13 protein-coding genes and 1 pseudogene are annotated in these 14,900 nt (G+C 58.1%); 8 read left to right on the plus strand and 6 right to left on the minus strand.

Translation table 11 applies throughout. From position 1 onward, the window contains the following. The coding region (locus IB279_RS16865; protein WP_375292948.1) for a ferrochelatase at positions 1-369 on the minus strand (369 nt) is incomplete at its 3' end. A gap of 222 nt (positions 370-591) precedes the next feature. Between IB279_RS16865 and IB279_RS16870 the strand changes: the two genes are divergently transcribed. The 5 genes from IB279_RS16870 (at position 592) to IB279_RS16890 (ending at position 6,724) form a co-directional block, all read left to right on the plus strand. After that, entirely contained in the window at positions 592-1,815 is a 1,224-nt protein-coding gene (locus tag IB279_RS16870; protein ID WP_192339384.1) for a putative DNA modification/repair radical SAM protein, read from the plus strand. Continuing rightward, positions 1,812-3,323, plus strand: a complete 1,512-nt coding sequence (locus IB279_RS16875; protein ID WP_192339385.1) for a UdgX family uracil-DNA binding protein — start codon at positions 1,812-1,814, stop codon at positions 3,321-3,323. Before IB279_RS16870 ends, IB279_RS16875 begins: the two co-directional genes overlap by 4 nt. Before the next feature lie 191 nt (positions 3,324-3,514). Next, positions 3,515-5,050: a sensor histidine kinase gene (locus IB279_RS16880; protein WP_192339386.1), complete on the plus strand. Its 1,536-nt coding sequence runs from the start codon at positions 3,515-3,517 to the stop codon at positions 5,048-5,050. A gap of 155 nt (positions 5,051-5,205) precedes the next feature. Next, positions 5,206-6,312: a PAS domain-containing protein gene (locus IB279_RS16885; protein ID WP_034799995.1), complete on the plus strand. Its 1,107-nt coding sequence runs from the start codon at positions 5,206-5,208 to the stop codon at positions 6,310-6,312. Positions 6,313-6,325: 13 nt separating this feature from the next. After that, the gene (locus IB279_RS16890; protein WP_192339387.1) at positions 6,326-6,724 is read left to right on the plus strand and encodes a response regulator; all 399 of its coding nucleotides are present in this window, start codon (positions 6,326-6,328) and stop codon (positions 6,722-6,724) included. A 1,442-nt stretch (positions 6,725-8,166) separates the two neighbouring features. Here IB279_RS16890 and IB279_RS16895 read toward each other — a convergent pair. The 4 genes and pseudogenes from IB279_RS16895 to IB279_RS16910 form a co-directional block, all read right to left on the minus strand. Then, positions 8,167-8,469 carry a DUF982 domain-containing protein gene (locus IB279_RS16895; protein ID WP_034800027.1) on the minus strand — a complete coding sequence of 101 codons (303 nt, stop codon included), beginning with the start codon at positions 8,467-8,469 and terminating at the stop codon, positions 8,167-8,169. Positions 8,470-8,569: 100 nt separating this feature from the next. Then, positions 8,570-8,818, minus strand: a pseudogene (locus tag IB279_RS16900) (DUF982 domain-containing protein); the annotation flags it as partial. Positions 8,819-8,883: 65 nt separating this feature from the next. Next, positions 8,884-9,360: an Hsp20 family protein gene (locus IB279_RS16905; protein WP_060645038.1), complete on the minus strand. Its 477-nt coding sequence runs from the start codon at positions 9,358-9,360 to the stop codon at positions 8,884-8,886. Between the two features lie 204 nt (positions 9,361-9,564). Beyond that, on the minus strand, positions 9,565-9,837 hold the full coding sequence (locus IB279_RS16910; RefSeq protein ID WP_034799997.1) for an usg protein: 273 nt from the start codon (positions 9,835-9,837) through the stop codon (positions 9,565-9,567). Positions 9,838-10,115: 278 nt separating this feature from the next. On the opposite strand from IB279_RS16910, the gene IB279_RS16915 reads away from it, so the two are divergent. The 3 genes from IB279_RS16915 to IB279_RS16925 all read left to right on the plus strand — a co-directional run bounded on the left by IB279_RS16915 (position 10,116) and on the right by IB279_RS16925 (position 12,527). Further along, positions 10,116-10,430 carry a co-chaperone GroES gene (locus tag IB279_RS16915; protein ID WP_034799999.1) on the plus strand — a complete coding sequence of 105 codons (315 nt, stop codon included), beginning with the start codon at positions 10,116-10,118 and terminating at the stop codon, positions 10,428-10,430. Positions 10,431-10,486: 56 nt separating this feature from the next. Further along, positions 10,487-12,115, plus strand: a complete 1,629-nt coding sequence (gene groL / locus IB279_RS16920; protein ID WP_034800000.1) for a chaperonin GroEL — start codon at positions 10,487-10,489, stop codon at positions 12,113-12,115. A 109-nt stretch (positions 12,116-12,224) separates the two neighbouring features. Continuing rightward, positions 12,225-12,527 carry a DUF982 domain-containing protein gene (locus tag IB279_RS16925; RefSeq protein ID WP_034800001.1) on the plus strand — a complete coding sequence of 101 codons (303 nt, stop codon included), beginning with the start codon at positions 12,225-12,227 and terminating at the stop codon, positions 12,525-12,527. A gap of 201 nt (positions 12,528-12,728) precedes the next feature. Here the strand turns inward: IB279_RS16925 and catE are convergent, their stop codons facing one another. Next, positions 12,729-14,876, minus strand: a complete 2,148-nt coding sequence (gene catE / locus IB279_RS16930) for a catalase C (RefSeq protein WP_060529764.1) — start codon at positions 14,874-14,876, stop codon at positions 12,729-12,731. Positions 14,877-14,900 lie beyond the last annotated feature (24 nt).

The raw sequence follows: 14,900 nt of genomic DNA on the forward strand, positions 1-14,900 counted from the left end.
GGCGATCGACGGCTGGCCGTAGCGCATGCCCCAGTCGACGATGACGTTAGGCTGGTCGGCGAAGGACTTCGCCATCAGTTCGGACTGGTTGCGGGTGTAGGTCCGGAGGTAGCTTTCGTTCAAGTCCTTGTTCCAGATCATCTCATAGGCCTTGCCGACCTTGCCGGGGCGGGTGTTGAGCACGATGCCGAACAGGATCGGGTACCAGAACAGTCGCGACCACTCGATCACCCGGCGGTCGGTCAGAAACTCCTTCAGGTAGCGGCGCATCGAGGTGTAGTCGGTGCCATCAGGGGTGCCGAGATTGACCAGCAGCACTCCAATGCCGCCGTGTTTGATATTGGGGTGACTGGCAGGTTTTTTGAGCATCACATCCTTCTTCATTTATCAACCCAATCAAATACGCATGGAATGCGGGATGGATCAGCGGCGACTGAAAATTCTGAAGCGACCAGGGAAAGCGTTCTTGATTGAAAGCTCCGATACTGGAAGCGGAACACAGCGACCGTTCATCTTTCGACATTCGCCTGCGGCTCCCCGCGAAACCTTGACGAACATAACATGAACATCTAAAGTCGCGTCATGACACCTATGGCACTTGGAAAGAAGCTGGCGATCCTATCGGACGCAGCCAAGTACGACGCCTCATGCGCCTCGAGCGGTGGCGAGAAGCGAGATTCACGCAAAGGAGGAATAGGATCTTCTGGTGGGAGCGGTATTTGCCATGCCTACACGCCAGATGGGCGATGCATATCGCTATTAAAGATCCTGATGACGAACTTCTGCATCTTCGACTGTGCCTATTGCATCAATCGCGTCAGTTCCAATGTCGAGCGCGCGCGGTTTAGCGTCGAAGAAGTGGTATCATTGACGCTCGAGTTTTACCGACGCAACTACATTGAAGGCTTGTTTCTCTCCTCCGGTATCATCCGCTCGCCTGACCAGACCATGGCCGATATGGTCCGCATTGCCCGAACGCTGAGAGAAGTCCACGGTTTTAAAGGCTACATTCACCTCAAGACCATCCCCGACGCACAGGCTGAGCTCATTCGTGAGGCCGGCCTTTGGGCCGACCGGTTGTCAATAAATGTCGAACTGCCAGAGGATTCGAGCGTAAGGAAGTTCGCGCCGGAGAAGCGGCCGGAAACCATTCGTGCCGCCATGGCACAGGTTCGGCTGGAAGGTGAAGCCGCGCAAGACAAGACCCACACCGGCCGCAAGCCGCAACGCTTTGCCCCTGCCGGCCAGAGCACGCAGATGATTGTCGGCGCTGATGGCGCCGACGATACCGCCATCCTGTCCTGCGCAACCCGGCTTTATAGCGGCTACAAGCTGCGGCGCGTTTACTATTCGGCGTTCTCACCGATCCCGGACGCTTCCTCTGCGCTTCCCCTGGTTCAGCCACCGCTTGTTCGGGAGCACCGGCTCTATCAGGCCGACTGGCTTCTGCGATTTTATGGCTTTACGACCGACGAGATCGCGACCGGCACGCAAGGAGGCTTTCTGGATCTGGAGCTCGATCCGAAGACGGCATGGGCGCTGCAGAACCGGCAATTCTTTCCGGTCGACGTCAACCTCGCCTCCCGCGATACGCTTCTGCGCGTGCCGGGATTTGGGACGCGCGTGGTCGATCGCATCATCACCGCGCGACGCAACCGCCGCCTCCGTGTCGAGGATCTTGCTCGAATGGGAGCGCTGACACGCAAGGCCCGCCCCTTCGTTGCCCTGCCCGGCTGGAGCCCCGGCGGTTTGACGGACAGCGGCGATCTGCGCGCGCGCCTGGCGCCCCCGCCAAAGCAACTTCAGCTTCTATGACTTACGGGGTCTCACTTCCGGACAAGGGAACTTTTGATGCCTGGCGAAATGCCGCCAGGCGCGCTATCAGCCACCGGATCGCCCCCGACCAAATTGACTGGAATAGCGCGGGCGGCCTATTCGACAGGGCCTTTCTCCCGGAGACTACAGGCGAGCACGCAGCACGCGTTCCTCAAGCCTTCATGACTTTGGCGCAGTCCGTGATCTGGCATTCAGCACCAGAACGCTTGGCGCTCCTTTATCGCGCGCTTTGGCGCCTCGACAGGCGCGAGGGCGAGCCGCTCTCGCCCGCCGATCCGCTCGGTCGCAAACTGTCGCTTATGCAGAAATCCGTCGCACGGGACATTCACAAGATGCATGCATTCGTTCGCTTCCGCGAAATCTCAGCAGAGGGTCCGCGTCGACGCTTTGCCGCCTGGTTTGAGCCGACGCACAATACGCTGGAGCCGGGAAGCGCTTTCTTTGCCCGCCGGTTCGGCGACATGGATTGGATGATTGCGACGCCGCGCTTGACCGCCCTTTTTGTTGACGGCGCGTTGACCTTTGATCAGGGTGGCACGAAACCAGACCTGCCGGAGGATGCGGCCGAGAAACTTTGGGCAGCCTATTTCGTCAACATCTTCAATCCGGCCCGCATCAAGCTCGACGCCATGCAGTCGGAGATGCCGAAGAAATACTGGCACAACCTGCCGGAAACGCGCCTGATCCCCGAGATGCTCGCCGCAGCGGAAGCACGGGTGCAAAAGATGCGCGAGGCAGGCATCTCCGCGCCGCGAACGGGCGCAGCCGCGGTGTCCGAGCGCTATCGGGCTTCAATGCCGCAGCCGCCCGAGCAAATTGACACCCTGGAGGAGGCATCGAAGGCCGCGGCACAATGTCGGCGTTGCGACCTGTGCGAATCCGCGACGCAGACCGTCTGGGGTGAAGGTGCCGCTGACGCGCAGCTCATGATCGTCGGCGAACAGCCTGGCGACCGGGAAGATATCGAGGGCCGCCCGTTTACGGGGCCGGCCGGGCAGTTGCTTCGGGCATTGCTTTCCGACGCCGGTATAGACGCAAGGACGCTGTGGCTGACGAACGCCGTCAAGCATTTCAAGTTCAGCCCACGTGGCAAGCGGCGTCTGCACCGCAATCCGGACCGCGGCGAAATTGCTCATTGTCGCGGGTGGCTGGGACTGGAACTGACCCTTGTCAAACCGAAGTTGACGGTGGCGCTTGGCGCCTCCGCGGCCTTCGCCCTCACAGGCGACAACCGTCCAATTGCGGAGCGGCGGGGGGAGATTGAAACCGGTCTTCACGGCGGCCCCGTCCTCGTGACATGGCATCCTTCCTATATTCTGCGTGCAGGCGACCCAGCAGCCGCCACGATCGCCCGAGATGATTTGGCGCGTGACCTGGCCAAGGCCATAGCAGTTATCTATGAAAGAGGAGTGGAGCAACTCAACCAGAGATCGTACGGAGTTACCGAATATGCACCCTCCGGCCGTACGAGGGGATGGCGAGAGTGAAAGAGAGGCACGTACTGCTTGGCCGCTTGGCGCTTCCCAGCCTACCCTACTCTTGAGGATCTATCGGCCGGAGCTTCCATGATGCCCAGGTGCTTGGTGACCAGGACTGAAAGGCGTCCGATCGAGGGGTGGAGTTTCTTGCATTGGATTAGAAGCCTTCTAATATGTACTCAGGTTTTAGGGACTGGGGCATGGTGAGAAGTCTGACGGTTACGGTGTCCAGAGCCGCGACGTTTGTCATTGCGGCAATGTTTGCGGCGCTTGTCGTGCTACTGAGCCTGTGGTTATACGAGAGCTACCATGCCGCGATACGGCGGACCGAAGAGCGCGCAATTGCCGCCTCGAAAATCGTATCCACGAACGCCTCATGGATAAACGCGCTCTCGGCACAGACACTTCAACGAATTGATGACGCTCTTGGACCGACGCTGGGCATTGCCACGGATGACGTCAAGAACATCAACGAGGCGGTTTCTAATCTTCCGGGACAAGTTCAGGCCTACGTCGTCGACCGGAATGGCCGGACACTTCTGTCCACCGATCCCGATATTAAGCCCATCGACATAAGGGACCGCGAATACTTCGCCGCCGTCGAAAAGGGAGCGAAAACTTTCGTTTCCGGTCTTCTGGTCAGCAGACTCAACGATCAGCAGATATTCGTGTTCAGCCGGCGCCTGGAACGGAACGGCGTGTTCGTCGGCGCTGCAATGGTGTCGTTCCAAGGGAGCGACCTGCTGAAGGATGTTTGGGAGGCCGTCTCTCTCGGCACGAATTCGACTATCAGCATGATCCGCAAGGACGGAGAACTCGTCGCACGCTACCCCGCCCCCGACGGTCCGTTGAACATGAGCAAGTACGTATTGTTTACCGACTATCTTCCCTCCTCGCCCAACGGGACTTACGAGGCAATATCTCCAGCGGACGGCGAGCACCGTATGGTCGCCTATCGGGTTGTTGAGGGAACGGAAATCGTTGCGCTCGCGTCGGCTGACTACCGTGTCGGGCTGGTCCCCTTCCGCAATGACGTCTTCATCGCGATCGCCGTTATGGCACTTGCTGCCGCTTCATCGCTTGCCGCAGGAGGATGGGTCAGGCACCTCGTTAAGCGCGATGTGAAGAAATCCGCCGAACTTGAGGCCGCACTTGAGGACAATCGCCTTCTGCTGCGCGAAATCCATCATCGGGTCAAAAACAACTTTCAGGCTGTGCAGGGCGTCATCCGCATGCAGCTACTGCCGCCCGAGGCACAGAAGTCGCTCTTTGACCGGATCGGCGCCATGATCGCGGTCCATGAGCAAATTTATGATCGCGACCAGTTCAACGCCCTGTCCGCCCGTGATCTTATCCCGTCGATCGTGGACAAACTCGTCAGCGCCTATTCTGACAACGTATCCGTACGGTACGATATCGGTGCGTTTGACCTGACACCCGAACAGGCCACGGCCGTCGCGCTCCTGGTGAACGAGGTCGTGACAAACAGTCTTAAATACGCGTTTCCGGACGGCCGCCCAGGGAAGCTCGAAATAGCGTTCCACAAAGTGTCTTCGCGCCGCTCCCTGCTTACCATCTGCGACAACGGCGTGGGCTTCGACACATCGACTGTGCGCAAAGGCATGGGCAGCCGTATCATTCGCGGGGTCGTAAGTCAGTTGCGCGGTTCATTCGAATACAAGTCAACAGAAGGCACGCACTTTATCGCGCAAGTCGAGCTCGGTCTAACAGACTGAGGAGCACCCTCGTTAAGACTGTTTGCGTGACCTCATAAGATGCCGTGTGCGCCCCCATTTCGGAAAACCTTGAAAACACAAAACGCGCGGATAGATACCTATCATCTGCAATCCGTTGTTTGGGTGGCCCGCAACAGCCGACCTGGATGAGCAAAATGGCCGACGAAAACCACCTTCGTGACGCCCGTGATGCGGGCGACCGCCTCTTAGCTTCACACCCATCTGAAGATCCATTCGCGGCTGCGTTCAAGGCCACACGCATGCCGATGCTAATTACCGATCCAAGGCAGGACGATAATCCCATCATCTTCGCGAACCGAGCCTTCACCGAGTTGACGGGCTACAGTCAGAATGAGTTGGTCGGCCGGAACTGTCGCATTCTCCAAGGGCCGGACACGGACAAAGCGGCGATCGCTAAGATCAGGGATGCCATTTCAGAAGCGCGCGATGTCTCGGTCGACATCCTCAATTACCGTAAGGACGGTGGCAGCTTCTGGAACGCGCTGTTTGTCAGTCCCGTCCGCGATCAGGCCGGCGCAGTGATCTACTTCTTCGCGTCACAACTCGACTTCACGAGCACCAAAAGCAAAGAAGCCGAGCTGGCCAAGGCGCGCCAGCTTGCAGAAGAGGAAGTCTCAAGTCGCACTGCGGAGCTCATGGAAGCGCTGCGCGTGAAAACTGCCCTTGTCCACGAGGTCGATCACAGGGTTAAAAACAACCTTCTGACAATCGCCTCGATCATCAGATTGCAAATGCGGATGACCAGCAACGCTACGGTCGCACAGACACTTAAATCAATACTCGACCGCGTCGAGGCTCTGAGTGCCGCCCAAAGGAAGCTTCTCAATGATAACCGCGTTGGTCAGTTCGATGTGGCCGATTTCGGTCGAGACCTGATTACCGAAATCGTGGGTTCTCTGAAAAGGCCAGACATCATCTTAACTACGGACCTTCATTCTGTGACAGTCTCGGCGTCGAAAGCTTCGGCCCTCGCCCTTATCGTTAACGAACTCGTTGGTGATGCAGTCCGACGCGGCCTCAGTGATGGCGGGGGCGAAATACACCTCGAAATCCGAAGGCTCAACGGACACTTGCTCATACGAGTCCTGGACACGGTTACACCCGTCGAGGTCGACAAAGAACAAGAGTCCTTCAGCCGCGCCATGCTTGACGCCTCGATCAGGCAGCTAAGGGCAACCAGCGAGCGAGAGGTTTCCGGTCACCGCACGGAAGTTCGTGTAACGCTGCCGGTAGGAGATTAGGAAGGGCCGATATTTGCGAACCCTTATTGTCGAAGACGAAATGCTCCTGGCCCTGGAACTTGAACATGAGGTCGAGTCCAGCGGTTATAGGGTTATCGGCCTGGCAAGCGACGCAAGCGAAGCGATTGCGCTCGTCGAGCGAGAACAACCAGAGTTCGCTTTCGTCGATATCCACCTGCGCGATGGTCCGACTGGTATTGATATCGGTCGATACTTGGCCTCGAGGGGCATCCCCTTCGTTTTTGTCTCAGGCAACCTTAAACGAATTCCGGCGGACTTCGCGGGTGCACTCGGCGCTATCGAGAAACCTTACTCGGCCAGCGGCCTACAAAACGCTCTGTTGTATCTCCGGGCGGTGTTATCTGGAGAGGATCTGCCACCACCTCCCTCAAGCCTGACAATCTTTCAATAAAAGCATCTCCGGAGTAGCGCCGGCGCCGTCGATTATCTCACACCACTTGCTCTGATCGCATGCCTTTGCCCATCTCAAGTGCCGAGCAGCTGGTGTGTTTCGGCGACAGCGCCGCTCGCCCGCTCAGACCCTTACTGCACCGCCGGAACGTTCTGCCGGCCGAACTGGCTCTTATGCAGTCTTATCCGAGCCGCGGAACGCGGGCCTGCGCTTCGCTTGGACGCAGTCTGGTACGAGCCGCAAACGTCAGGCCAGCTTGAACGCGCCACTCGCCCCGCAGATGCTTACGGGGCGAGACATTCCTCGCATATGCCACAACCATCGACGTCCATACGTGAGGCTGGGAACTGCTTTTGACAACACTGACACGTCAAAGTGCTCCGCGCGTCCCGCTTTACGGGCGCAGGCGGGATGATTTCGATCACGCGATCGGTAGGGAGTTTTCGTGCCATCTGGTCCATCTCGAGGCTCCATGTCGAGGGTGGAATCTGAGATAGGAAGTGCTGAGGCTTGTACAAGATAATCCTCTCAAAGAGTCTTCGCTGACGCTTTCATCGGTCGTCCCTCGTTGAAAGGCCGATGGCTTCGACAACCAATTGCTTGTCTAACACCCGGCCGCTTCCGTTGCTCGGTCCGTCGAACCATCCATCGCGGCAGATTCAGCATGGTTCATTTCATCAAATGTCACGCGGTCAGATCAATTGAGAGAGTACATTTTGGACGGCCACACAGCTGGTCACGGAAGCGAGCCCGGGAGGTATACAGATCCGCTCTGGGGCGTGACGTCTTGTTCCCCATCGCAAGCACCACGTCCGGATGATTACCGTATTGCAGTTCAGCGACGAGGACCTTCTGATATGCCCACAACTCCCGCATCTCGTGGACGTCGGTCGACGTTCCGAGCCACTCGACGATCCAGCCAGTTTCATTTCGAACCGGCGCGGCTCGGGAACCAGCGGTACTCGTCGAACCGTGCACGACAGATGGGTGGCTCAAACTCAAGAGGTCCCTTGCTTGGGACTGACCTATCGATCAAGCAGAGCCGTCAATCGATGTGAGACGGGTGCAGCCACCCACTCTCGCCGGCCCTCTCTGCTCGAACGACCTGTCGCTTGCTGAGGGCTGGAACCAGTTATTCCCCAACGCGGTTTGACAAGCGGCGACGGATACAGCTCCGCGCTGCAACCGAAGTCGCCCCGTCCAGCTGCTGTAGGGGCGAGGTAAGGAATCGTGCAGAGGTGCCCAAAAGCCACTCCGCTCGTACGAGGGTTCTGACTGGTTTCTACGGAGGTTGATTTCTCGTCTCCTACCCGGTCGCGTCGGCGACCGGGTCGATGACCCTCGTCTCTCACATGCCACTCCTGCGGCTAAAGCAGTCTGGCGCACGAGCGGCCTCGAGAAGTGGGGAGTCGGGCGCTTCGGGTTGCCCGGATTATCACATTCTAAATTGGGGAATGGTGGCCACCAGCATCGGGTTTGGCGCCGAACGGCCGCTCGGCATCTGTCGACATTCCAGCGTCTCGGCAGGCCTCAACGAACGCTTCGCGGGCGATGGCAACCGGCGTCATTCGGTTAAGCGCCCGACGACATGTCTGAACCGCCCTATTGTGCTTGCGGCCTCTATAAATAGTCCATTCGCCTTCCAGGAAATCGAGAACGTCGTTGACAGACGCAAATACCTGCCGCGTGCCGTCCTTCATCTGAACCGAGATGGGTGCCATGAGCAGTAGTTCGGGATTAAGCATGGTGATCTCCCTTCGCCTTGATGCCATACAAAGACTTTTCAACGGCCGTGCCAGGCACGGTGCCGATCTCAAAAGCCGGCGGCGCAGATGGGATGCTCGCATCCATCGCTGGCGCTAGAAGATGGTGCCTTTCGGCGAAGGCGACGAAAAGGCCGCGCACAGTCTCTGCTTCAACCTCTCCCCGTAATGCAGCCAGACAGGCCTTGATCGCCACCGAATGCACCGCATCCCCCGACGGGGCTGGCCAATCGACGAGGAGACGATAAGCGTCCATCACGGAGCGGATTTCGCCGGGGAAACCAAGGCCAACAAGGATGCTAACCGGCCGCTCGAACATATCGGGTTTCATCGTGCTCTCCTTTCCAACCCGGAATGCCGATGGGCGCCTTGAAACCGGCGCCCAATTTACGTCAGCTACGCGGCATTCGATGCTTCGATTTGCATCTGAGCTTTTGACTGCTCAACCGCCGCAGCTGTTTCGATCGCGATTTTGCGTGGCTTCATCTCCTCCGGGATTTCCCGCACGAGATCGATCTCTAGAAGGCCGTTGTTCAGATCCGCGCCCATCACTCGGACGTGGTCGGCAAGCTCGAACCGATGCTCGAACGGTCGGCCGGCGATCCCGCGATGCAGATAGGCTTCGGAAGAGGTCTCCTGCTTCTTGCCGACGACCGTCAAAAGATTGGTTTGAAACGTGATATCGAGATCGTCGCGAGCAAAGCCGGCCACCGCAATCGAGATCCGGTAGCTATCGTCACCGGTCTTGGCAATGTCGTAGGGAGGCCAATCACTGATCGAACGAGCGCGCTGCGCGTTTTCGAGCAAATGGAAGAGCCGGTCGAACCCGACAGTCGAACGGAACAGTGGTGCGTAGTCGTAAGTTGTTGCCATAACCATATCCTCCTTGAGCAACATGGGTACGGAAGCGCCGAAAGACGACGCTTCCAGCAAGGCCAGCCCTACACGAGCGGCTGGCGGCAAGCGATTTGGTTAGGATGGACCGCAGTTTCAAGGGCCCATAACAAAAAAAATCGCGTGCGCATTTCGACGTTTTTAAACGACTGCATCTGCAGACTCAAAACCCCAACAGAGGGCTCAGTTCAGTCGGAACTCGCCATCCACGCGTCGCCATTCATTCGGGCCGATCAGATGGTGATGCGTATAGCGAACGGAATGCAGCGGACCGTCAAGATTGGCTTGCCAGAAATCGAGGAATTTCTGCATCTCAGGAAACTCGGGAGCAAGATCATAATCCTGCCAGATATAGGTCTGCAGAACGGATTCGAAATCGGGAATGCGGTAAAGGATATGCGCGGTGGTCAGTCCGTAGCCGTTTATTTGACGCTCGAAATCCGATGAATATCGCATGTTTCATCTCCGTTGCCTCAACAAGCGCCAAGGTGGCGCAATTGTTCGCGGTCATCAACGAAATTCTAAACGGCAAGGAGGCTTTGTTGTTCCTTTACAGCATGTTAGCAGCCGCACGATGCGAGTGCTGATTTTTTTGATTTCACCCCTTGAATTCGAAAAATTGTGAAACCAGATGATTTGCGCAAGACGCTCATTCGAGGTTTTGCACCCGTCCGGACTGTCCGGTCCGGTGATGGGGGAACAACGTCAATAGTGTTTGTCCATTGGAGGAAAACATGTCTTTCCGACCGCTGCATGATCGCATTCTCGTCCGCCGGGTTGACTCAGAAGAGAAAACCAGGGGCGGCATCATCATTCCTGATACGGCAAAGGAAAAACCCCAGGAGGGAGAAGTCGTTTCCGTCGGACCTGGCGCACGCAATGAAGCGGGCCAAGTCCAGGCGCTCGACGTCAAAGCAGGCGACCGTATTCTGTTCGGCAAGTGGTCAGGAACCGAGATCAAGATCAATGGGGAAGACCTGCTGATCATGAAAGAAAGCGACGTCCTGGGTGTCCTCGAGGCCCAAGTCGAGCGCAAGCAGGCAGCTTGAGCCAACCACACCATAAATCCATCAGTCAAATAGCTGCCTATTGAGGAGTTAAGGAAATGGCTGCGAAAGAAGTCAAGTTTCATACCGATGCCCGTGAACGCATGCTGCGTGGGGTCGATGTTCTTGCCAATGCCGTCAAGGTGACGCTCGGCCCAAAGGGGCGCAATGTCGTTATCGACAAGTCTTTTGGCGCCCCTCGCATCACCAAGGACGGTGTCTCGGTCGCCAAGGAAATCGAGCTGGAAGACAAGTTCGAGAATATGGGCGCGCAGATGCTGCGCGAAGTCGCCTCCAAAACCAACGATCTCGCCGGTGACGGGACGACTACGGCCACTGTGCTTGCGCAAGCGATCGTCAAGGAAGGCGCGAAGGCCGTTGCTTCGGGCATGAATCCTATGGATCTGAAGCGGGGCATCGACCTTGCGGTTGACGCGATAGTGAGGGAACTCAAGACAAACGCCCGCAAGATCTCCAATAATTCGGAGATCGCCCAGGTCGGCACCATCTCGGCCAACGGCGACGAGGAGATCGGCCGCTACCTGGCTGAGGCGATGCAGAAGGTGGGCAATGAAGGTGTCATCACCGTCGAGGAGGCCAAGACTGCAGAGACTGAACTCGAAGTCGTTGAGGGCATGCAGTTCGACCGCGGCTATCTCAGCCCGTATTTCGTAACCAATGCGGACAAGATGCGGACCGAGTTTGACGATCCCTACATCCTGATCCACGAAAAGAAGCTTTCCAACCTTCAGGCCATGCTGCCCGTTCTCGAAGCGGTGGTGCAATCCAGCAAGCCGCTGCTCATCATCGCTGAAGATGTGGAGGGCGAAGCGCTAGCGACGCTGGTCGTCAACAAGTTGCGCGGCGGCTTGAAGATTGCAGCGGTCAAAGCTCCGGGCTTCGGCGATCGCCGCAAAGCCATGCTTGAAGATATCGCCGTTCTCACCGGCGGCACGGTTGTCTCCGACGACGTCGGTATCAAGCTTGAGAACGTCACCCTCGACATGCTCGGTCGGGCAAAGAAAGTTGCGATCGAGAAGGAGAACACAACGATCATCGACGGCGTTGGCGCCAAAGCTGATATCGACGGCCGTGTCGCACAGATCCGCGCCCAGATCGAAGAAACCACGTCCGACTACGATCGCGAGAAGCTCCAGGAGCGTCTGGCCAAACTCGCCGGCGGTGTTGCTGTCATTCGAGTGGGCGGGTCGACTGAGGTAGAGGTGAAGGAAAAGAAAGACCGCGTCGACGATGCGCTGCATGCCACCCGAGCGGCCGTTGAGGAAGGTATTCTTCCGGGCGGCGGTGTCGCGCTGCTGAGGGCCGTCAAGGCGCTCGACGATCTGCCTTCGGCCAATCGAGACCAAAAGGTTGGGATCGAGATCGTTCGACGTGCGGTCGAGGCCCCGGTTCGCCAGATCGCTGAGAATGCTGGCGCAGAAGGCTCAATCATCGTCGGCAAGCTGCGCGAGAAGACGGACTTCTCCTACGGCTGGAACGCCCAGACCGGAGAATACGGTGATCTTTACACCCAGGGCGTGATCGACCCGGCGAAGGTCGTGCGCACAGCGCTCCAGGATGCTGCCTCGGTCGCTGGCCTCCTGGTAACTACCGAGGCGATGATTGCAGAAAAGCCGAAGAAGGACGCCGCGCCAGCACTACCGGCCGGCCCTGGCATGGACTTCTAAAGCGATGGTTCAGGCCCGTTCTCACGGGAGCGGGCCTGACGACTCCACCGATCGGCCCCGCCGGCTGGTCCACAGGTTGGTGGTGCCGCAGCTATTAAGTGAGGTAGAAATGCAAATGAAGATGTTTGACCGGCCACTTTACCTGCGTGAAAGGAAGGATCTGATCCTCGAAATCACAAACCTAGACGATGCGATCGATTTCCTTGAGGAGTGGTCCAAAGGAGACCGTGACATCATTCACGACGCAACCCTGAAGACGTGCTACCTCGCCCACGACGGACATAAGCCCCTTCAGGTGGCGCGAGACGCACTGCGCGCCTTCGCGAAGAAGAAGGGTATACTCGTGAAAACTCCCGCGGTTGCGCCGTGGATGATCAAAGCAAAGTCCGGCGGCGGGCGACTCTCGCCTTAAACCAACCTTCCCGCGAGAGGCTGCGAGGCCCGCTGGCGTCTAGCACGGACGCTTTTTCCCGAATTAAGGATATGGCCGTCGGACGGTTCGCTGTCCGGCGGCGGAGGAAGCGTCAGGCTGAACGGGTAACCTGCAGGCTTCGGGGTGGAGAGCAGATGGTTTGCCCGGGTCCCTTGTTTGGCGCGCGGGATCTCAGCGAGCCTAGTCTAGAGGCGACGACGCTTTACCCAGCTTCACCGACGGTTCTCGGGCCCAGACGCGCAGCTTGCCGAGCGTCGAGACGAAATCGGATATTCCCTTTTCGCCTGGAAGCTCGATTGTACCCTCATCGAGGCCATCGGCGATCCCGGCTTTTTCGATCAACGGCATCGCCGAGGGGTCGTAGCCGATGAACTTGCAATGCTGGAAGGCGTCCGCCACGAAATCGCGGGCGGTGGCTTCCTTTACGAGGTCGTCGATGGCGTCAGCCGAAGTCAGCAGGACGACGGCGTCGAACAGCACGGAGGGACCGCCATCGATCATGTGATGTGCTTCTATCCAGGTCCCGTCCGAGGCCGTAGCGCCCCCGACCTTCGGAGCGACAAGTTCGCAGGCCCCCTTTTCCTTGGCGACCGCCGCCGTCAGGCCGTTTAACAACGCTGCATCCAGACCGTCGGTGATCAGGATGCCGAGCTTGCGGCCCTCGAAGCGTTTCGGTCCGCGTTCCACGATGCTGAGCGCTGGGGACGGTTCAAGATCCTGCCGTGTTGGCATGGCCGCATCAGCCGGGCTTGGCATCGAATGGAAGCCGAGCTTCTGGGCAACGGCGGTTGCTAGCGTTTCGTCGATATTGAGGAGATGGGACACCATCCGTTCGCGGATAGCCGGCGTTTCGACCTTGCTCAGCTCGAATGTCAGCGCGGCCGCTATGTGGCGTTGCTCGGGAGCGGTCTGGCTGATGTAGAATTGGCGAGCCTGGCTGTAGTGGTCGGCAAAGCTCTCCGGCCGTAGCCGCGCCTTCGTCCCTGTCTCTTCGGCGGGGAAATGCCGGTAGCCGCTCATCGGCGATTCCCGTGGCCCCTCCGCAAAGGAGTTCGGCTGGTAGTTCACTCTACCGATCGGATTGCGCATAGCCATGTGGCCATCCTGCTGGAAATGCGCGAAGGGACACTTCGGCGCATTAATCGGAAGATGGGTAAAATTGGGACTGCCGAGACGTTTCAGCTGCGTATCGAGATAGGAGAAGTTACGCCCCTGTAGGAGAGGATCGTTACTGAAATCGATGCCAGGCGGAACGTTCTGCGTCATGAATGCTACCTGCTCGGTCTCGGCAAAGAAGTTGTCCGGCATGCGATCAAGGACGAGCCGTCCAATCGGCTGGGGCGCCAGGACCTCCTCGGGAATGATTTTCGTCGGATCAAGCACGTCGAAATCAAAGCTGTCTGCAAATTCCTGATCGAAAAGCTGAACCTGCAATTCCCATTCCGGGAAATTGCCCGACTGTATTGCCTGCCAAAGATCGCGGCGGTGAAAATCCGGGTCGGCGCCATTGATCTTCACCGCCTCGTTCCAGGCTACCGACTGGAGGCCCAGCTTCGGCTTCCAGTGAAACTTAACGAAGGTCGACTCGTCCTTTGCATTGACGAGGCGGAAGGTGTGAACGCCAAACCCTTCCATGAACCGGAACGAGCGGGGGATCGCGCGATCCGACATCACCCACATGATCATGTGCATGCTTTCCGGCGTGAGGCTGATGAAGTCCCAGAATGTATCGTGGGCAGATTGCGCCTGGGGAAAGGCGCGGTCCGGCTCCGGCTTCACCGCGTGAATAATATCGGGAAACTTGATTGCATCCTGGATGAAGAAGACAGGAATGTTATTGCCTACCAGGTCCCAGTTGCCCTCCTTGGTGTAGATTTTTACCGCGAAACCGCGGACGTCGCGGGCAAGATCAAACGACCCCTTGCTGCCGGCAACTGTGGAAAAGCGGACGAACGCCGGTGTCTTCTCACCTGCTCGTTGAAAAACATCAGCCCGGGTATAGGCGGCGAGCGACTCGTAGGTTTCGAAATAGCCGTGCGCTCCATAGCCTCGAGCGTGGACTACCCGCTCGGGGATGCGCTCATGGTCAAAGTGGAAAATCTTTTCACGGAAATGAAAGTCGTCAATCACAAGCGGACCGCGTGGCCCAACGCGCAGGGAGTTTTGGTCGTCGGCAACGGGGCCGCCCTGAGCGGTGGTCAGGACGGGCGTATCGTCTTCCGCGATCTGGTGAAGCTCGCCTCCTTCCCCGCGGCGCACCTTTTGATCATGGATCGTCACAGTTTCCCGCTGCTTCAAGGTCGACTTTTCTTGAGATTTCTTGGCCATGGGGCGAACTCCGTTGTTTCGAAT

Origin of the sequence: Ensifer sp. ENS06 (genome assembly GCF_014852205.1) — a bacterium.
Classification (GTDB): Bacteria; Pseudomonadota; Alphaproteobacteria; order Rhizobiales; family Rhizobiaceae; genus Ensifer; species Ensifer adhaerens.